General features: G+C 62.9%; 18 protein-coding genes. 13 read left to right on the top strand and 5 right to left on the bottom strand.

All coding sequences use genetic code 11. The features are described 5' to 3' along the window. Positions 1-34: 34 nt before the first annotated feature. Entirely contained in the window at positions 35-577 is a 543-nt protein-coding gene (locus ABIT12_RS00395; protein WP_348040277.1) for a hypothetical protein, read from the top strand. Here ABIT12_RS00395 and ABIT12_RS00390 read toward each other — a convergent pair. Continuing rightward, positions 574-1,047, bottom strand: coding sequence for a hypothetical protein (locus ABIT12_RS00390; RefSeq protein ID WP_348040275.1), 474 nt, complete (start codon positions 1,045-1,047; stop codon positions 574-576). The two genes, ABIT12_RS00395 and ABIT12_RS00390, sit on opposite strands and share 4 nt — an antisense overlap. A 51-nt stretch (positions 1,048-1,098) precedes the next feature. Continuing rightward, a complete protein-coding gene (locus ABIT12_RS00385) occupies positions 1,099-1,974 on the bottom strand; it encodes a cation diffusion facilitator family transporter (protein WP_348040309.1) in 876 nt (291 codons plus the stop codon). 333 nt (positions 1,975-2,307) lie between these two features. On the opposite strand from ABIT12_RS00385, the gene ABIT12_RS00380 reads away from it, so the two are divergent. From ABIT12_RS00380 to cobM, 7 genes are read left to right on the top strand one after another with little or no spacing between them, the layout of a single operon-like run. Continuing rightward, the gene (locus ABIT12_RS00380) at positions 2,308-3,531 is read left to right on the top strand and encodes a sirohydrochlorin chelatase (protein WP_348040273.1); all 1,224 of its coding nucleotides are present in this window, start codon (positions 2,308-2,310) and stop codon (positions 3,529-3,531) included. Then, positions 3,528-4,433 carry a hypothetical protein gene (locus ABIT12_RS00375; protein ID WP_348040271.1) on the top strand — a complete coding sequence of 302 codons (906 nt, stop codon included), beginning with the start codon at positions 3,528-3,530 and terminating at the stop codon, positions 4,431-4,433. The genes ABIT12_RS00380 and ABIT12_RS00375 overlap by 4 nt, the downstream gene beginning before the upstream one ends. Continuing rightward, on the top strand, positions 4,430-5,053 hold the full coding sequence (locus ABIT12_RS00370) for a precorrin-8X methylmutase (RefSeq protein ID WP_348040269.1): 624 nt from the start codon (positions 4,430-4,432) through the stop codon (positions 5,051-5,053). The genes ABIT12_RS00375 and ABIT12_RS00370 overlap by 4 nt, the downstream gene beginning before the upstream one ends. Continuing rightward, entirely contained in the window at positions 5,050-6,270 is a 1,221-nt protein-coding gene (cbiE, locus tag ABIT12_RS00365) for a precorrin-6y C5,15-methyltransferase (decarboxylating) subunit CbiE (RefSeq protein WP_348040265.1), read from the top strand. Before ABIT12_RS00370 ends, cbiE begins: the two co-directional genes overlap by 4 nt. Continuing rightward, complete coding sequence (cobI, locus tag ABIT12_RS00360; RefSeq protein ID WP_348040263.1) at positions 6,249-6,971, top strand: precorrin-2 C(20)-methyltransferase; 723 nt, start codon at positions 6,249-6,251, stop codon at positions 6,969-6,971. The genes cbiE and cobI overlap by 22 nt, the downstream gene beginning before the upstream one ends. Continuing rightward, positions 6,968-8,710: a precorrin-3B C(17)-methyltransferase gene (gene cobJ / locus ABIT12_RS00355; RefSeq protein WP_348040261.1), complete on the top strand. Its 1,743-nt coding sequence runs from the start codon at positions 6,968-6,970 to the stop codon at positions 8,708-8,710. The genes cobI and cobJ overlap by 4 nt, the downstream gene beginning before the upstream one ends. Continuing rightward, positions 8,707-9,486 (top strand): precorrin-4 C(11)-methyltransferase, encoded by a 780-nt coding sequence (gene cobM / locus ABIT12_RS00350; RefSeq protein ID WP_348040259.1) that lies wholly within the window; start codon positions 8,707-8,709, stop codon positions 9,484-9,486. Before cobJ ends, cobM begins: the two co-directional genes overlap by 4 nt. An 82-nt stretch (positions 9,487-9,568) precedes the next feature. Here cobM and ABIT12_RS00345 read toward each other — a convergent pair whose 3' ends face one another. Then, positions 9,569-10,300 carry a cobalt-precorrin-6A reductase gene (locus ABIT12_RS00345; protein ID WP_348040257.1) on the bottom strand — a complete coding sequence of 244 codons (732 nt, stop codon included), beginning with the start codon at positions 10,298-10,300 and terminating at the stop codon, positions 9,569-9,571. Then, entirely contained in the window at positions 10,301-11,395 is a 1,095-nt protein-coding gene (locus tag ABIT12_RS00340) for a cobalt-precorrin-5B (C(1))-methyltransferase (protein WP_348040255.1), read from the bottom strand. A gap of 41 nt (positions 11,396-11,436) precedes the next feature. On the opposite strand from ABIT12_RS00340, the gene cobA reads away from it, so the two are divergent. From cobA to cbiB, 4 genes are read left to right on the top strand one after another with little or no spacing between them, the layout of a single operon-like run. Continuing rightward, the gene (gene cobA / locus ABIT12_RS00335; protein WP_348040253.1) at positions 11,437-12,273 is read left to right on the top strand and encodes a uroporphyrinogen-III C-methyltransferase; all 837 of its coding nucleotides are present in this window, start codon (positions 11,437-11,439) and stop codon (positions 12,271-12,273) included. Then, a complete protein-coding gene (locus ABIT12_RS00330) occupies positions 12,266-13,552 on the top strand; it encodes a cobyrinate a,c-diamide synthase (protein WP_348040251.1) in 1,287 nt (428 codons plus the stop codon). The genes cobA and ABIT12_RS00330 overlap by 8 nt, the downstream gene beginning before the upstream one ends. Continuing rightward, positions 13,549-15,012, top strand: a complete 1,464-nt coding sequence (locus ABIT12_RS00325) for a cobyric acid synthase (protein ID WP_348040249.1) — start codon at positions 13,549-13,551, stop codon at positions 15,010-15,012. Before ABIT12_RS00330 ends, ABIT12_RS00325 begins: the two co-directional genes overlap by 4 nt. Next, on the top strand, positions 15,012-15,980 hold the full coding sequence (cbiB, locus tag ABIT12_RS00320) for an adenosylcobinamide-phosphate synthase CbiB (RefSeq protein WP_348040247.1): 969 nt from the start codon (positions 15,012-15,014) through the stop codon (positions 15,978-15,980). Before ABIT12_RS00325 ends, cbiB begins: the two co-directional genes overlap by 1 nt. Before the next feature lie 165 nt (positions 15,981-16,145). Here cbiB and cobU read toward each other — a convergent pair whose 3' ends face one another. After that, complete coding sequence (gene cobU / locus ABIT12_RS00315) at positions 16,146-16,673, bottom strand: bifunctional adenosylcobinamide kinase/adenosylcobinamide-phosphate guanylyltransferase (protein WP_348040245.1); 528 nt, start codon at positions 16,671-16,673, stop codon at positions 16,146-16,148. 173 nt (positions 16,674-16,846) lie between these two features. On the opposite strand from cobU, the gene ABIT12_RS00310 reads away from it, so the two are divergent. After that, positions 16,847-17,788, top strand: a complete 942-nt coding sequence (locus ABIT12_RS00310) for a BadF/BadG/BcrA/BcrD ATPase family protein (protein ID WP_348040243.1) — start codon at positions 16,847-16,849, stop codon at positions 17,786-17,788. Positions 17,789-17,792: the final 4 nt, after the last annotated feature.

Here is a 17,792-nt window from a genome sequence, read left to right as displayed (position 1 = left end):
TGTGGTTGAGTAGGTCGGTAACTGGGGCCGACCGATGTTCAACGCAGATGATGCCACCGAGGAATGGAGCCTGCTCGATCGCATCGGCGTTGCTGCCTGCTGCGCCGTGCTGCTCGGCTTCGCCATGATCGCGCCAATTGGCCCGGGTCGCGGCTTTGTCACCACACGCGCCTATTCCGAGGCCAATATCTGGGTGGGGCTGGCCTGCGCCGTACTCTGCGCGCTCTGTGCGCTTTACGTCATCGCGCAACTACTGCCGGCCACCGGCTGGCGCGGCACGATTGCCACGCTGGTGGTGGCCTGCGCCGCTGGCTATTATTGCGCCTTGAGCAGTGTTCCCGCCGTCTTGGGCGAAAGCCGCGGCACCACCGGAACAGTCATCTTTCAGGTAAACGAAATCACCATTGGCGGCTCCCGCAATTGCGGCCGGGCCATCGCCAGGAATCTCAAATATGACGATTTTAGCCAATGCGCGCGGTCGATCGTGCCGCGACCGCAGCTTGGCGACCGATTGGAAATCACTGGCAAGGTCTCGGAATGGGGTGTTCAGCCCAAGCAGATCAGGGTGCTGCGCTAACAGGCGCCGCTGCCGCGTAGTGATTTGACCAGTGTTCCGACCACCTCGTCCATTTTCGCCACATCGATCTGGGAATATTCCACGGCGAAGGCGGCGTATTGACTGCCGCCGCACAGCGAAATCATCCGCTGATAGAAAATGCGCTGGCCAATACTGCCGGAAAAGCTGGCCCATTGCGGTGTTGTCGCCTGATAGCTGATGGTCCAGCCGTCGGCGGTGGCATAACCCATCCGGGCGGCAACTTCCGCCTCGAACCCGTCCAACGTAAACCCACCCCAGACCAGCAGCTTTTGTGCCCGCGCGCCGCGCTCAAAAGCCTGTCCGTCGCCATTGTCGCTTTCGCCGAGTGCATCAAAGTCCGGTGGAATGTCGATGCCGTAGCCGAAACGGGTATTGTCGTAATGCGACCAGCCGGCCGCAAAGGCAGGGATGGTGGCGGCAAAGACGAGGGCGATGATCAGCGTGCGCATACACAAATCTTGCCCGCGCCATCGGCGTCCCGCAAGTCACATTGCGATGGCTTAAACGACCACGATCCCGGAATGCTTGGCTTTTTCCTCAGGCTCGACATGGATCGTCACCTGAATATCCTCGACCGCCTCGCGGAGCTTGGCTTCCAGCCGGTCGCAGATGTCATGCGAGCGCTCCACGGTCATGATGCCTGGCACCACCAGATGGAACTCAACAAACGTCAGCTTACCCGCCTGTCTTGTGCGAATGTCGTGCGCTTCGATGGCCCCGTCCGCATTGCTGGCAATCACCTCGCGGATGATCTTGAGCGTCGGCAAGGGCGTTGCCACGTCCATCAGGCCGCCGACGCTATCGCGGATGACAGCCCAACCGGACCAAAGGATATTCAGCGCCACCAAACCTGCCAATATCGGATCGAGCACGGCCCAGCCGGTGACAAAGGCCAGCACCAAACCGACCAGCACGCCGCCCGTGGAAATCACGTCGGTGAACAGATGCTTGGCGTCGGCCTCCAGCGCTGGCGATCGCACCTTGCGACCAAAACGCAGCAGAAAAAATGCCCATATGGCGTTGATCACGGTCGCCCCGCCGCTGATCAGTAGCCCGTTCATCGAAGCGGCGTGCAGCTCGGGGCTGAACAGCCCCGTCACCGCTTCGCGAATGATCAGGATCGCCGCGACGATGATCACCACCCCGACGATGACTGCCGAAAAATACTCGGCCTTGTGATAGCCATAGGGCAGGGCGGCGTCGGCAGGCTTTTGCGCCAACGATACGGCCACAAACGCAGTGATCGCCGTGACGACATTGACGATCGATTCCATCGCGTCGGAATACAGCGCGATCGATCCGGTAATCCGCCACGCCACCAGCTTGAGGCCAAGCACCACCAGCCCGACAACCAGGCTGGCCGCCGCAATGCTCATAATCTGCCGTGCCGAATTATCTGCCAAGAGCTTGCCCCAGATCGCAGTAGCCTACGGTTTGCTACGCTGCTGAAGCGGACATAACGTGCGCGAACGGGTCCGGCAAGTCCTTGTATTTGCAAATCATTTTCAAAAGCATTCTGAACTGGGCCGACAATGGTCAAGCCTTTGATTGACCACGCAGTTCCGCTTCTCTAGAACGGCTCCAGCGCAGCGTTCCCCACAGGAACTGCAACAGAGTTCGGTGCGGTCGACCCAAATCGGGGACCAATTCCGGAGCTGCTACGGTTTTTTGCCGAACCTGCCTCTTTGTCCCCAGCCAAGAGGCGATCGATGACTCAAATCCTGTCCTTGCCCCCCGATACCGGCGTCATGCTGTGTGGCCACGGCAGCCGCAACCAGCTTGCCGTTGGCGAATTCGCCAGCCTCGCCGAGCGTTTACGCGAGCGCCTGCCGGGCGTTCCGGTGGAATATGGCTATCTGGAATTTGCCAATCCGGTCATTCACTTGGGGCTGGATCGGCTGCGCGAACAGGGCGTGAAGAAGGTGCTGGCGGTGCCCGGCATGCTGTTCGCCGCCGGCCACGCCAAGAATGACATTCCCTCGGTGCTCAACACCTACGCCGCCGGACACAGTGGTTTTGACATCACCTATGGCCGCGAACTTGGCGTCGATCTCAAGATGATCCGCGCCGCCGGCGACCGTATCGAACAGGCCATTGCTGGCGCGGCCGACCAGACCATTTCACGCCACGAAACCCTGCTGATGGTGGTCGGGCGCGGCTCGTCCGATCCCGACGCCAATTCCAACGTCGCCAAGGTGATGCGCATGCTGTGGGAAGGCATGGGCTTTGGCTGGGGCGAAGTCAGCTATTCCGGTGTCACCTTCCCGCTGGTCACCCCAGCGCTCGACCATGTCGTCAAGCTCGGCTATCGCCGCATCATCGTGTTCCCATATTTCCTGTTCACCGGCGTGCTGGTCAAACGGATTTACGCTGCAAGCGAAGAAGCACAGGCCAAGTATTCCGGCGTCGACATCCTCAACGCGCCCTATCTCAACGATCATCCGCTGGTGATCGATACCTTCATGGACCGCCTGCAGGAAATGCTGGTCGGCCAGAACCTGATGAACTGCTCGATGTGCAAATATCGCGAGCAGGTGCTGGGCTTTGAGGCCGAAGTCGGCATGGCGCAGGAAAGCCACCATCACCACGTCGAAGGCATCAATGGCGGCATGGATAACTGCCCCTGCGGCGGCGATTGCGATGCTTCCTGCCGCGACGAAGCATTCTGCAAGGCCCACGGCCTGCCCTGGACGCCGCTGCACAGCCACGAACCGCATGGCGACCATGGTCACGGCGCGCATTCGCACACCCATGCCGAACACGCCCTTGTTTACAAAAAGCCTGCAGCGATCGCAGCGCATTTTCATTCGCACGAGCACAGCCATGATGACCACCATCATCACCCCTATCCGCACGCCAGCCATCCGCTGGGCCCGGTAACCTTGCCCAAGGTGCAGGGCAAGCTGGCGCAACGGGAGCGCACCAAGCCGTGACGTTGTTCGACCGCTACATCGCTGTCGATTGGTCGGCCAATAACAGCCCGAAATCCGGCAGGGATTCTATCTGGATCGCCGAGGCCAATAGTGCTGGGGTGCTGGAGATCAGCCAAAACCCGCGCACTCGCCACGCCGCGATGGCAACTATCGTCGAACGGCTCGAGCGGGCTTTGGTGGCCGGCCAACGCGTTCTAATTGGGTTTGATTTCCCATTCGGCTATCCCGCTGGTGTCGCCGAAAAATTGGGCGGCAGCGATCAGTGGCATTCGCTTTGGGCGTTGTTGGCGCGAGAGGTCGAGGACGCTCCGGACAACCTCTCCAACCGCTTTGAAGTCGCCGCGCGTTTCAATACTCGCTTGTCGGCGCAGGGCGCTCAATTCTGGGGTTGCCCAACGGGGCACTCAAGGGAATTTCTCAGTGCGCGCAAGATCGGCAACCGCTTCGACGCGCTGCCGGAATTCCGGCAGGTCGAGCGCCACGCCAAGGGCGCCAAAACCCTCTGGCAGCTCTACTATGCCGGGTCAGTCGGCAGCCAGGCCATGCTGGGAATAGCCCGGCTCGAAGCCTTGCGACACCACCCGACTCTGGGACCAAACATCGCCATCTGGCCATTCCAGACGCACTTCAACCAGCGCCTCGACGCACCGATCGTGATCGCCGAGATCTACCCGTCTCTCATCAAGCAACTGGAACAGGGTATGGTCAAGGATCGCGCGCAGGTCGAAGCGCAGGTACGCCTGTTCGCAAGACTGGATCGCAATGGATCACTGCATCGAGCGCTTGGGGCATCGGCATCGCTGAATGCCGCAGAGCACGAAATCGCTGTGACCGAGGAAGGCTGGATCGTCGGTGTCGGCCATCTGGACTTGCCTTCTGCCGCCGGAGCAATGGCGGCATGAGCTATCTCCGCGACCCCGCCGCCATCTACGCCGAAAGTTTCGCCACCATCGAGCGCGAGGCCGACCTGTCGTCGCTTCCGCCGGAGCTGCGCTCCGCCGCCATCCGCATGATCCATGCCTGCGGCATGATCGATCTGGTAACGGACATCGTCGGGGACCCGGCAGTCGTCGAGGCCACCATCGCGGCGCTGTGGGAAGGTAAACCGGTGTTCTGCGATTGCGAAATGGTCCATGCCGGGATCATCGCAGACGCGATGCCGCAGAACAACGAACTCGTGGTGACGCTCAACGACCGCGCCATTCGTGACATTGCCAAGTCCTTGGCCACCACCCGCTCCGCCGCAGCTGTCGAACTCTGGCGCGACCGGCTGGCAGGCGCTGTCGTAGTCATCGGCAACGCGCCCACTGCACTGTTTCATCTGCTCGAAATCATCGCTTCAGGGGCGCCGAAACCAGCGGCGATCATTGCCGCCCCGGTAGGTTTCGTTGGTGCGGCGGAAAGCAAGGCGCTGCTGGCCGGCGCTGGCATTCCGTACCTGTCCGTGCGTGGCCGTCGCGGCGGCTCAGCCATCACCAGCGCGGCGTTTAACGCCATCGCCAAGCAGTCTGCCGCGCGATGAGCAAATGGTTGGATATCATCGGTCTGGGTGAGGGCGGGCTCGAGGCAATTGCACCGGCGACGCTGGCTTTGCTCGCTGATGCCAAAACTGTAGTCGGGGCGGAGCGACTGCTTGCGCTGCTCACCTCCACAGAGGCGCCCGGAACATCAGCAAACCTCACCCCCTGGCAATCCCCCCTCGACGCCATGCTCGCCCAGATCGACGCGCTGCGCGGCACGTCAACCGTAATCCTGGCCACCGGCGATCCACTGTGGTTTGGCATCGGCGCGACACTGGCAAAGCGCTACGCCAGCGATGAAATTGCCGTCCATCCGTATCCGTCGGCGTTCCAACTCGCCGCCGCGCGTATGCGCTGGCCGCTCCAGCACGTTTCAACCGTCTCGCTCCATGGTCGCGCGGTGGAAAATCTGCATCCATATATCCTGCCGGGCAATCGCATTCTGGCGCTGACCAGCGATAAAAGCACCGCAGTGGCCGCTGCCGACATTCTGGTGGATCGCGGCTACGGCCAAAGCCTGATGACCGCGCTGGGAAACCTGGGCGCACCGAACGAGCATATCGTCAGCAGCGAAGCGGAAAACTTCGATACTCAATTCATTGGCGATTTTTACGTGCTCGCCATCGATTGCGTCGCGGTTGAATCCGCGCCTTTGCTTCCCCCGCTTGCCGGTCTCCCAGACGATGCCTTCGTATCGGACGGCCAACTGACCAAGCGCGATGTCCGTGCCGCCACCATCGCCAAGCTCGCCCCTTATCCTGGTGCGCTGCTCTGGGATGTCGGAGCTGGCTGCGGCTCGGTCGCCATCGAGTGGGTGCGCGCTGCCCGCGATGCCAAAGCCATCGCCTTTGAACGCGATGCTGATAGGCTACGAATGATCGCCCTCAACGCTGCGGCGCTCGGCGCGCCAACGCTACGCATCGAGAGCGGCGAGGCACTCACAAGCATTGCCGCCAAACCTACCCCCGACGCGATTTTTATGGGGGGCGACGTCAGCAACGAGGAGCTGTTCGACGCCTGCTGGATCGCACTCCGCCCCGGCGGTCGGCTGGTTGCCAACGCCGTGACACTCGATGGCGAACAGGCGATCTACCTTCGCCACGAACGGCTGGGCGGCGAAATCGTGCGGATCGAAATTTCGGTGCTCGACAAGGTCGGTGACCACCGCGTCCTGCGCCCCCGCATGGCGGTGACCCAATGGCTGGTGATCAAACCATGACCGGCACGCTGCATCTGGTAGGTGTCGGACCTGGCGATCCGGAATTGCTGACACTCAAGGCCGCCCGCGTCCTGCGCGATGTGGCTGTGGTTGCCTACCCAGCCACCGGCGAAGACAGCGCCATGGCCTACAACATTGCCCGCGAACATATCGGCGCAGCGGCGATTTTGCTGCCGATCGCCATTCCCATGGCCGTCGATCGCGCCCCCGGCCGCGCCGCCTATGATGCGGCTGCTACCACCATTCATGCCCACCTCGATGCTGGCCGTGACGTGGCTTACCTGTGTGAGGGCGATCCGCTGTTTTATGGTTCGGCCATGTATCTTCTGGACCGCATTTCGGCTCACATAAGTGTCGTTCCGGGTATCACTTCGTTAACCGCGGCAGCAGCATCAATCGGCAGACCGTTAGCAGCGCGCAATGAAACGCTCAAAGTGCTGCCCGCGCCACTCGACAGCGATGTGTTGCGCGCCGAACTGCTCTCCACGCCAGCGGCGGCCATCATTAAAGTCGGCCGTCATTTCGATCGCATCCGTGACCTGTTGATCGAAACCGGCCATGCTGCCGATGCAGTGGTTATCGAACACGCCACCGGCGCGCGCCAGCGCATCACCCCGCTTGCAGCCTTCGCGCATGATGAGCGGCCTTATTTTTCGATCATCCTCTGCTATCGCGGAGAGGAAGCCTGGGCCACAGCGTGAAACCCGCCATTCTGACCTTTGCCGCCTCCGGCACCGAAACCGCCAACCGTATTGCGGCGCTGACCGGCGGTACGGTCCATGTCGGCGACAAGGCCCTGGTGCCGCGCCTGTTCGCGGCCGGCACACCAATCATTGGCGTTTGTGCGGCGGGCATTTTGATCCGGCTATTGGCCGAGCACCTGGGCGATAAGCACAACGAATCGCCGGTCATTGCCGTCAGTCAAGATGGTGCGCAGGTCGTGCCGCTGCTCGGCGGCCATCATGGAGCCAATCGGCTCGCACGACGGATTGCCGATGGTCTGGGTGGCACCGCCGCGCTGACCACTGCATCGGACAGCAGGTTCGCCCACGGTCTGGACGAACCGCCGGCAGGTTATGTCTTGGCCAATCCCGCCGACGCCAAGCCGGCGATGGCGGCTCTGCTGGCCGGTGAAGACATTGCTTTGACTGGAATAGCGCCCTGGCTGGCCGAGGCCGGCTACCCGCTGGCCAAAGACGGGTCGGTCAAAATCACCGTCACCGAACGAACCGACGGCACCGGTTTGATTGTCCACCCCACAACGCTGATCGCTGGCATCGGCTGCGAACGGGGGACCGAAGCGGCTGAAATCATCGATCTGCTGGCAGCAACGCTTGCGCGCTATGATTTATCCCCGCTGAGCCTCGCCGCCATCGGCACCATCGATCTCAAGGCAGACGAAGCCGGCCTGCACGCGGTCGCCGCCCATTTCGGCGTACCGCTGCGCGTGTTCACTGCATCCCAACTCGACGAAGAACGCGGCCGGCTGGTCAATCCATCAGCCATCGTCGAAGCCGAGATTGGCACGCCTGGCGTATCCGAAGCTGCTGCGCTCAAGGCTGGCGAACTACTGGTGTCCAAGCACAAGTCCAGGCGCGCCACCTGCGCTATCGGCCGCGCTGCCGCGCCGATCGATCCCGAAACTTTCGGCCGGGCGCCGGGGCAATTACACATCGTCGGTATTGGGCCGGGCGAGGCCATCTCCCGTACCGCGTCGGCAGTCGCTGCACTCGATGTGGCAACGGACTGGGTCGGCTACGGCCTGTATCTCGATCTGATCGCCGACCTGCAATCGGGCCAACAGGAACACCGTTTTCCGCTCGGCGACGAGGAGCCGCGCGTCCGCCATGCGCTCGAACTCGCCGCCACCGGCAAAACCGTGGCGCTGGTCTGCTCCGGCGACGCGCAGATCTATGCCATGGCGGCGCTGGTTTATGAATTGCTCGACGCCACCGGAACCCGCGCCGTCTCCGATGCCGCCCGCCGCGTCGGTGTCGAAAGCCATCCCGGCATTTCGGCGCTGCAGGCGGCGTCGGCGACCGCCGGAGCGCTAATCGGCCATGATTTCTGCGCCATTTCCCTGTCCGATCTGCTGACGCCGCGCGAGGACATTATCAAGCGCCTGCACGCGGCGGCCGAGGGAGATTTCGTCACTGCATTCTACAATCCCCGCTCGCTGCGCCGCACCGATCTGATCGAACAGGCCAAGGCGATCTACCTTGGGCACCGTCCGCCCGAAACGCCGGTCGTCATCGGCACCAGCGTTGGCCGGCCGGAGGAGAACGTTCGCGTCACCACGCTGGCGGCGTTCGATCCCACCGAAATCGACATGCTGACCATCGTGCTGTTCGGGGCTTCCACTTCCCGCGCCTTCAAGCGCGGCGACGGCAAGACCGTCGCTTTCACTCCGCGCGGCTACGCCAAAAAGGTTGCCTCATGACCGTCTATTTCATTGGCGCCGGTCCTGGCGCTGCCGACCTGATTACCCTGCGGGGCCAGCGGCTGATCGAACGTTGCCCGGTCTGCCTCTATGCCGGTTCGCTGGTGCCGCAGGAAATCGTCGCGTCAGCACCGGCAGGCGCATTGGTCAAAGACACCGCGCCGATGCATCTGGACCAGATCATCGAAGACATCCGCATCGCCCACGAGGCGGGGCAGGACGTGGCTCGTGTCCACTCCGGTGATCCATCGATCTATGGTGCGGTTGCCGAACAGATGCGTCGCCTCGACACGCTGGATATTCCTTACGAGGTCGTGCCGGGTGTCCCCGCATTCGCTGGCGCAGCAGCGCGCCTGCGCACGGAATTGACGCTCCCAGAAATCGCCCAGACCATCATCATCACCCGCACCTCTGGCAAGGCCAGTGCGGTGCCCGATGGCGAGCGGCTGGAACTGCTGGGCGCCTCAAAGGCGACGCTGGCAATCCACCTGTCGATCCGCAATCTGGCCTATGTCGAAACTGCGCTGACCCCGCATTATGGCCCGGACTGCCCGGTGATCATCATCTACCGCGCCACCTGGCCGGACGAGGAAATCATCATCACCACGTTGGCGGAAATGCGCAGCCGGGTCCGCGAGGAAAAGATCACCCGCACGGCGCTGATTTTTGTCGGCCGGGTGTTCGGTGAAACCCGCTTCAAGGATTCCAAGCTTTACGACGCCGACTTCACCCATGTGCTGCGCAATGCCGGCAAGAAGAAAACCCGGCAGGCTTAGTAGGTCAGCACCTTTCCAAACTCTCAGTCGGAACGCGGTGGGTGGGATAGTTGGGAGCGAGACGGCGGGAGCGAGTGGCCGTTTAAGACGGTCCATTCAAGATCGCTGTCAGCGCTTCGTCCACGGTGCTGGCTTCGACGGCCGGGCCATAAACCGGACGACCGATCATCACGATCTGAACGCCGAGCCGTTGCGCTGCTGCCAGTTTGGCGGTGGTCTGCGCGCCGCCGGAATTCTTGGTCACCAGATGGGTGATGCCTTCGCGCCGCATCAGGGCCATTTCGTCTTCTACCGAATGGGGCGGGCGGGATAAAACCAGTTTGGCATTATTGGGCAATTCGATCTCGGGCGGCTCGATCAGTCGCACGACGAATTCGCAATCGTCGCGTTCCAGAAACAGCTCAAGCCCAGTATGGCCTGTGGTCAGCAGCGCATCGGTATTGCTGGGCAAGGCAGCCGCTGCCTCCGCCACGGTTTCAACCGTGATCCAGTTGGCGCCTTCCTGCTGTACCCATGCCGGGCGCATGTAGCGCACCAGCGGAACGCCGGTGGCTTTGGCTGCGGCGACGGCGTTGATCGAGATCAGCCCGGCATAGGGATGGGTCGCATCCACCAGCCGGTCGACATGGGCCGCCCGCAAATAGGCGGCCATCCCCGGAATGCCGCCAAATTTGCCCATCCGCAGGTCGCCCTTGGGCAGGATCGGATCACTGGTGCGTCCGGCCATCGAGGTGATCACGGTGTGGCCGAGATCAACCAACGCCCCGGCCAGTTCGCGTGCTTCCCCGGTGCCGCCCAGAATCAGGATGTTCATTCAAGCCTCGCCCACGATTCGCCCTGAACGATCAACGATCAGGATCGTGACGGCAATGCTGTCGCCGCCAAGTATTTTTAGCGCCTGCGCCTTAGCCCGCTGGGCCACCGCATTGGCCAGGGGTAATGCGCCCGCCATCGTCAGTACCTCGTTGGCGGTGTTGGCGTGCGGCACGCGCGCCACCAGTGCAGCATCGGCACCAAGCTCGATCAGCAGGGCCGCCAGCCCCTCGAGTTCCACCGTCGAGCGCGCCGAATGCAGGTCCAGTGCGCCTTGCGCCAGCTTCACCAGCTTGGCAAAGCCGCCGGCGATGGTCACCTTGGCCACTGGGTGCGCCTTGAGGTATTTCAGCATGCCGCCAACGAAATCGCCCATATCGAGATAGGCTTCCATCGGCAGGCCCAGCCGCGCTTGCGCGGCTTTCTCTGACAGATCGCCGGTCGAGCCGACAATGTGATCAAGCCCGATCGCCCGGGCCACATCGATGCCGCGATGGATCGAATGAATCCAGGCCGAGCACGAATAGGGGATAACGATCCCGGTGGTGCCCAGGATCGACAGGCCTCCCAGTATCCCCAGCCGCCCGTTCCAGGTCTTTTCAGCCAGCCGTTCCCCGTCGCGCACCGAAATGGTCACGGCAAAATCCGGCGCCACGCCATGCGCTGTAGCAAGCTCGTGGACGACCGCGCTCATCATGGATCGCGGCACCGGGTTGATTGCCGGCTCGCCGACCGCCAGTGGCAGGCCGGGCTTGGTCACCGTGCCGACGCCAGGGCCGGCGTGGAAGGTTACGCCATTTCCGGCAATGCCGTGTGTAACCCGTGCGATAATCAGGGCGCCATGGGTTACGTCCGGATCGTCGCCGGCGTCCTTGATGATTCCCGCTTCGGCAAAGCCGTCGCCCGAAACCTCGTGCGCCAGCGCAAATCCCGGCTGCCGCCCGCCGGGCAGGGTGATGCTCGCCGGGTCCAGAAATCCCCCGCCCAGCAGGGCCGAGAGCGCTGATTTCGTTGCCGCCGTGGCGCAAGCGCCGGTGGTCCAGCCGCGCCGCAGCGGCTTTCCATCGGGGGCATGCTCATCGGCGGTTTCACTCATGGCAAAGACCTATATAAGCTGATCCGGAATTGGGGAACTCGATGTTCGGCTGGCTGAAATCCATTGTCGGGAAAAAAGGGCACTTTGCCGCTCTCGACACCGCCGATTTTCCAACCTTCAAGCCGGGTTCGGTCTGGTTGGTGGGCGCGGGGCCGGGAGCGCCGGGGCTGATTTCACTGCTCGGATATCACGCAATCGGACAGGCCGACGTGGTTGTCTATGACGCCCTTGTTGCTACCCAATTGTTAGCGTTGACGCCCGCAAAGACGCTCAAAGTGTTCGCCGGCAAGCGCGGCGGCAAGCCGAGCCCGAAACAGGCCGATATTTCACTGCAACTGATCGATTGGGCACGGCAAGGCAAACGCGTTTTGCGGCTCAAGGGCGGCGACCCGTTCATGTTCGGGCGCGGCGGTGAAGAGGCCTCCGCGCTGTTCGAGGCGGGGGTGCCGTTTCGCATCGTGCCGGGGATTTCGTCGGGCCTGGGCGGTCTGGCCTATGCCGGCATTCCCGTGACCCACCGCGAGACCAACCAGTCGGTGATTTTCCTCACCGGCCACGACGAGACCGGCGATGTGTCACCGCTCGACTGGCCGGCGATTTCCCGGGCCGCTCCGGTGATCGTCATGTTCATGGCAGTCAAGCATCTGGGCACTATTGCCGCCAAGCTGCTGGCGGCAGGGCGCGATCCGGCGGAGCGGGTGGCGATTGTTTCCAATGCTGCTTCACCGCTGCAGCAGGTGCTCGAAACCACCCTGGCTGACGCTATCGGACTGCAGGATGTGCCGACACCGGCCATCGTTGTCGTCGGGCCGGTCAGCGCCTATCGGCCGGTGCTGGATTGGTACACCGGCGCGGCGCGGGAGAGTGCGTTTGGCTAAGGGCCTCGTCATCGGCGCATCGCGCTCGGGTTCGGGCAAGACCGTGGTGACGCTGGGCCTGCTGGCGGCACTGCGCCAACGCGGCATCTCAGTGGCGCCCGCCAAGACCGGCCCCGATTATATTGACCCCGCGTTTCTCGGCCGTGCCGCCCAGCGCCCGGCGATCAATCTCGATCCTTGGGCGATGAGCGGTCATCGGCTGAAGCACCTGGCTGCCAGCACCGATGCCGATCTGCTGCTGATCGAAGGGGTCATGGGCCTGTTCGATGGCGCGGCCGACGGCACTGGTTCAACCGGCGATCTGGCTGAACTGCTGGAACTGCCGGTGGTGCTGGTGGTGGATGCCGAAAGACAGAGCCAGTCGGTGGCGCCGCTGGTTGCGGGCTTTGCCAATTGGCGCATCGGCGTCCGAGTGGCCGGCGTCATCCTCAACCGCGTTGCCTCCACGCGGCATGAACGCATGCTGGTCGACGCACTGGCGGCAACTGGTATTCCCTGCCTGGGAGCGATCCCGCGCAATGCGGAACTGGCGCTGCCCGAGCGGCATCTCGGTCTGGTGCTGCCCGATGAGATTGCGGCTTTCGAGGGTTTTCTGGCGCAGGCCGCGCAGAGCGTCGGTGACTATGTCGATCTGGGCAGAGTGCTCGACCTGGCGCAGCCGTTGACCGATGAGGCGGATACGCCGCGTCTGGCGCCACTGGGCCAGCGCATCGCTATCGCCCGTGACGATGCGTTCGCGTTCTTGTATCCGCATCTGCTCGATGGCTGGCGGCAGGCGGGGGCTGAGCTGTCGTTTTTTTCGCCGCTGGCGGATGAAGCGCCGGATGCTGCTGCCGATGCGGTGTTTCTGCCCGGCGGTTATCCCGAACTGCACGGCGCGACGCTTGCCGCCGCAACCAATTTCAAAACTGGTCTCGTTGCTGCGCAAAGCCGCGATGCGCTGATTTATGGCGAATGCGGGGGCTTCATGGCGCTGGGCGAGGTGCTGATCGACAAGGCGGGCGTGCCGCACGCCATGGCCGGGCTGTTGCCGGTGGTGACCCGCATCGATCGGCCCAAGCGGATTTTGGGCTATCGCCGGCTGGCTCATGCCAGTCCGTTGCCGTGGCCGGAGCGGCTGGCGGGACATGAATTTCATTATTCGTCGGCCAGGCAGTCGCGCCTGCCGCCGCTGTTTCACGCCAAGGATGCCTATGCCGAAACGCTGCCGCCGATGGGCGCGGTGATCGGCAGGGTGATGGGGTCTTACGCCCATGTCATCGATGTGGGTTCGGCATGAGCGCCAAGGCACTGATGTTCATGGGCACCGGCTCCGATGTCGGCAAGTCGCTGATCGTGGCGGGGCTGTGTCGGGCTTTCGCCAAGCGCGGGCTGAGGGTCGCTCCCTTCAAGCCGCAGAACATGTCTAACAATGCGGCGGTGACCGAGGATGGCGGCGAGATTGGCCGGGCGCAGGCGCTACAGGCGCGCGCCGCCAATCGCCCTGCGATCACGGCGATGAACCCGGTTCTGCTCAAGCCGGAGCAGGAAACCGGCGCGCAACTGGTGGTGCGGGGCAGGCGGGTCGGCTCGATGCCGGCGCGCGAGTATTTCAAGATGCGCGGCGAACTGATGCCGCAGGTGCTGGGGGCGTTTCACGAACTGGCGAAAACCGCCGATCTGGTGCTGGTGGAGGGGGCGGGAAGCGCCTCCGAGGTCAATCTGCGCGCCAGCGATATTGCCAATTTCGGTTTTGCCCGGGCGGCCAATGTCCCGGTGATCGTCATCGGTGACATCAATCGGGGCGGCGTCATTGCTGCATTGGTCGGCACCTTTGCGGTGATCGATCCGGCCGATGCGGCGCTGATCGTCGCCACGCTGGTCAACAAATTTCAGGGCGATCCGTCGCTGTTCGATGCGGGCAAGTCATTTATTGCCGAACGCTGCGGCAGGCCGGTGTTCGGCCCGCTGCCAATGTTTGCCGGTGCGCACCGGTTGCCCGCCGAGGACGTGCTGGCGCTCGATGCGCCGCAGCGGTCCAGCGGTGGCCGGTACACCATTGCGGTGCCCCGCCTGCCGCGCATCGCCAATTTTGACGATCTCGATCCGCTGCGGGCCGAACCTGATGTCGAGCTGATCATCGTTGAGGCGGGGAAGCCCATTCCGCGCCACGCCGATCTGGTGATCTTGCCCGGTTCCAAGGCGACGCGGGCCGATCTGGCGGCGCTGCGAAGCCATGGCTGGGATATCGATATCCTGGCCCATCATCGCGCCGGGGGCAGGGTGCTCGGCATTTGCGGCGGCTACCAGATGCTGGGCAAGACCATCGCCGATCCGGATGGTATCGAGGGGGCGCCGGGCACCAGCGCGGGGCTTGGCCTGCTCGATGTGGAAACCATGCTGGCGCCGATCAAACAGCTCGGCGTGGTGCATGGCATCGACGCGCTGCATGACCAGTCCATCACCGGCTATCATATGCATATGGGCTTGACCGAGGGCGCTGATCGCACCCGGCCATTTGCCAGCATCGGCGCGCAGCCGGAGGGCGCGCGGAGCGCGGATGGCCTGGTGACCGGCACTTATCTGCACGGCGTTTTCGCCTCGGACGGCTTTCGCAGCGCCTTTCTGGGTAACAATGCCAGTGATACCGCCTATGAGGCGGGCGTTGAAGCCACGCTCGACGCGCTGGCCGCCCATCTCGAAACCCATCTCGATCTCGACGCGCTTTATGCGCTCGCCCAGCCTGTGGATGCCCGCTGATGCACGTTTTTATTGCGCCCTTTGCCTTGCTGCTCGAACGCTATGCCGGCTATCCGCCGCAACTCATCCAGTCCATCGGTCATCCGGTGATGTGGTTCGGCAAGCTGATCGACTATCTCGAAACCGCTATCGACAAGCGCGAACGCACCCCGAAGGAGCGCCGCGACGCTGGGATTTTGTCGCTGATCATCCTGCTGCTAGTGACGCTGGCGGTCGCACTGCTGGTGCAGCACCTGACCCGGCAGGTGCCGCAGGGCTGGATTTTGGAGTTCATTCTCGCCACGCCGTTCCTCGCGCAGAAGGAACTTGGCCGCGCGGTGCGGGCTGTGGCCGATGCGCTCGGGGTTTCGCTTGACGCCGGGCGCAAGGAAGTCAGCCAGATCGTCGGGCGTGATCCGAACGCGCTCGACGAAGCTGGCGTCGCGCGCGCAGCGATCGAAACGCTGGCTGAAAGCACGTCTGACGGGGTGGTGGCGCCGTGGTTCTGGCTGGTGCTGTTCGGGCTGCCGGGCATCGCGCTGTACAAGGCGATCAACACTGCCGATTCGATGATCGGGCACATGAATGAGCGCTATCGCGATTATGGCTGGGCGGCGGCCAAGCTCGACGATCTGGTCAACTGGGTTCCGGCGCGCCTGACTGCGGTGCTGATTACTGCAGCGTGTTTTTTCGTGCCGCATGCCAGCCCGGGCAAAGCCTGGGCGACGGCTAGACGCGATGCGCGCAAGCATGCCTCGCCCAATTCCGGGTGGCCGGAGGCGGGCTTTGCCGGGGCGCTGGGCTTCCAGCTGGGCGGGCCGCGCAGCTATGATGGTGACATGGTCGATCTGCCGGCATTTGGTGATGGCAAGCGGGTGTTGGTTGGCAGCGATATTTTGCGGGCGTTGCAGCTGTATCAGGCGGTGCTGGGGGTGTTGTTTGCGGTGAGTGTGGTGGTGGCAGTGTTGTCGTGGATGGCTTGGTGGTGAGGGCTGATAGATCGCAACCCCTCACCCTGATTTTCTGCTGAACGCAGAAAATCTGTCCCTCTCCCGCAAGGGGCGAGGGGAGGCCCTGCGCTTGGTCACAATACTGAGTCTCCCTTCTCCCCTTGCCGGAGAAGGTGCCCGAAGGGCGGATGAGGGGTTTCTTGCCTACTCCGCCCGCTCGCCCTTGAGCGTCATCGGCAGCCCGGCGACAACGAAATAGACGTCATCGCAAATCTGCGCCAATTGCTGGTGGGTGGCGCCGGCCAGATCGCGGAACATGCGGGCCAGTTTGTTGTCGGGCACGATGCCGAGGCCGACTTCATTGCTGACCAGGATGATTTTGGCATGCTGGATTTGCGTCAGGGTGGTGGCCAACTCGTCCACCGCCTGCGCCACATCCTCGCCCGCGCCGAGCAGGTTGGAAATCCACAGCGTCAGGCAATCGACCAGAATCACATCATGCGTGGCTGCCGCCGCGATCAGTGCGCCGCTCAGGGCCACTGGTTCCTCAATGGTGGTGAAGTGCTCGGCGCGGCCGCGCTGGTGGCTTTCCACCCGGTCGCGCATTTCGGCATCCAGGGCTTCGGCTGTGGCGAGATAGGCCGGCTTATGCGCCGTGCGCAGCGCCAGTCGCTCGGCAAAGCCGGTTTTCCCGGAGCGGGCGCCACCCAGCACCAGCGCATGTCGTCCCATTGGAAATACCTTTCCATTTCGCCGGGCCGAAACCCGCGCAACCATGCCATGCTCAAACGAGTCTAGGCATGCCCAAATTTGCCGCTTATTCTACTTTCGTCTTAGCATCTTTCGCACTATGGTCCGCGCGAATTGATCGCACTATTAGTATGCCACACCATGGAGGCGCGGGCGTGCCCAGATATTATCTTGGCGTTGATGGAGGCGGCACCAATTGTCGTATTCGTCTGGCCGATGAAAATCTTGTGACACTCGCGGAAGTCCGGAACGGCCGCTCGAATCTGCAGATCGATGGCGGAGACCCGGCTTACAAGGCGATCAGCGACGGCATGCGCGATGCGTTTGCTTCCGCCGAAATCGACATTGCCCAAGCCGCTAATACTTATGCCTGCTTCGGCATGGCCGGTGGTCGGATGGATTCGGCCCGCGCTGCCTTTTCGGCCCGACCCTGGCCGTTCGCCGGCGTGAAGGTTTATGACGATATCGATATCGCCCATGCCGGCGCGTTGGGTGGCGAAGATGGCGGCGTCGCCATTGTCGGCACTGGCTCTGCGGCCCTGTCGATCATCGATGGACAGCGCTTTCAGGTCGGCGGCTGGGGTTTTCAGATCGGCGACCAGATGTCGGGAGCCATTATCGGTCGCGAACTGGCCCGCATGTCGGTCGAGGCCACCGATGGGCTGATCGGCGCGTCACCCTTGACCGAAGAAATCATCCGCCTGCTGGGCGGCAACAATCAGGCGGCGATGACCTGGTCGTTTGCCACCGAAATGGACCTCAAGATCATCAGCCGCGACGGCACCGAAGGGTGCGACGACGTGCTGATCGGCCGCGCGCCGGGAGAATTCGGCAGGCTGGTCCCGGTGCTGATGGAATATTTCGACAAGGGCGATCCGATCGCCAAGCAACTCATCGACATCCAGATGGGCTATATCGATACCTATGTACGCTGGTTCAAATCCACCGGCGCTAAAAAGCTGGCCATCGTCGGCGGCTTTGGCCAACGCCTGTTTCCGCTGCTCGAACAGCGCTATGGCGACTTTGTCGCGCTGCCGCGGTTCGAGCCGCTGCATGGCGCGCTGATCCTGGCCAAACAGAATTTCGCTTCTGCCTGAATCT

The organism is Devosia sp. (genome assembly GCF_039927955.1).
Taxonomy (GTDB): domain Bacteria; phylum Pseudomonadota; class Alphaproteobacteria; order Rhizobiales; family Devosiaceae; genus Devosia.
This window is presented reverse-complemented; position numbering and strand designations above follow the sequence as displayed.

What these genes read in the sequence shown, in the direction of transcription:
- ABIT12_RS00325 (WP_348040249.1), top strand. Translation starts at nt 13,549, where the DNA reads ATGAGCGCCAAGGCACTGATGTTCATGGGCACCGGCTCCGATGTCGGC.
- ABIT12_RS00390 (WP_348040275.1), bottom strand. Translation starts at nt 1,047, where the DNA reads ATGCGCACGCTGATCATCGCCCTCGTCTTTGCCGCCACCATCCCTGCC.
- ABIT12_RS00395 (WP_348040277.1), top strand. Translation starts at nt 35, where the DNA reads ATGTTCAACGCAGATGATGCCACCGAGGAATGGAGCCTGCTCGATCGC.
- ABIT12_RS00370 (WP_348040269.1), top strand. Translation starts at nt 4,430, where the DNA reads ATGAGCTATCTCCGCGACCCCGCCGCCATCTACGCCGAAAGTTTCGCC.
- cobU (WP_348040245.1), bottom strand. Translation starts at nt 16,673, where the DNA reads ATGGGACGACATGCGCTGGTGCTGGGTGGCGCCCGCTCCGGGAAAACC.
- ABIT12_RS00385 (WP_348040309.1), bottom strand. Translation starts at nt 1,974, where the DNA reads ATGAGCATTGCGGCGGCCAGCCTGGTTGTCGGGCTGGTGGTGCTTGGC.
- cobI (WP_348040263.1), top strand. Translation starts at nt 6,249, where the DNA reads ATGGCTGGTGATCAAACCATGACCGGCACGCTGCATCTGGTAGGTGTC.
- ABIT12_RS00345 (WP_348040257.1), bottom strand. Translation starts at nt 10,300, where the DNA reads ATGAACATCCTGATTCTGGGCGGCACCGGGGAAGCACGCGAACTGGCC.
- ABIT12_RS00380 (WP_348040273.1), top strand. Translation starts at nt 2,308, where the DNA reads ATGACTCAAATCCTGTCCTTGCCCCCCGATACCGGCGTCATGCTGTGT.
- cobM (WP_348040259.1), top strand. Translation starts at nt 8,707, where the DNA reads ATGACCGTCTATTTCATTGGCGCCGGTCCTGGCGCTGCCGACCTGATT.
- cobA (WP_348040253.1), top strand. Translation starts at nt 11,437, where the DNA reads ATGTTCGGCTGGCTGAAATCCATTGTCGGGAAAAAAGGGCACTTTGCC.
- cbiE (WP_348040265.1), top strand. Translation starts at nt 5,050, where the DNA reads ATGAGCAAATGGTTGGATATCATCGGTCTGGGTGAGGGCGGGCTCGAG.
- ABIT12_RS00340 (WP_348040255.1), bottom strand. Translation starts at nt 11,395, where the DNA reads ATGAGTGAAACCGCCGATGAGCATGCCCCCGATGGAAAGCCGCTGCGG.
- cbiB (WP_348040247.1), top strand. Translation starts at nt 15,012, where the DNA reads ATGCACGTTTTTATTGCGCCCTTTGCCTTGCTGCTCGAACGCTATGCC.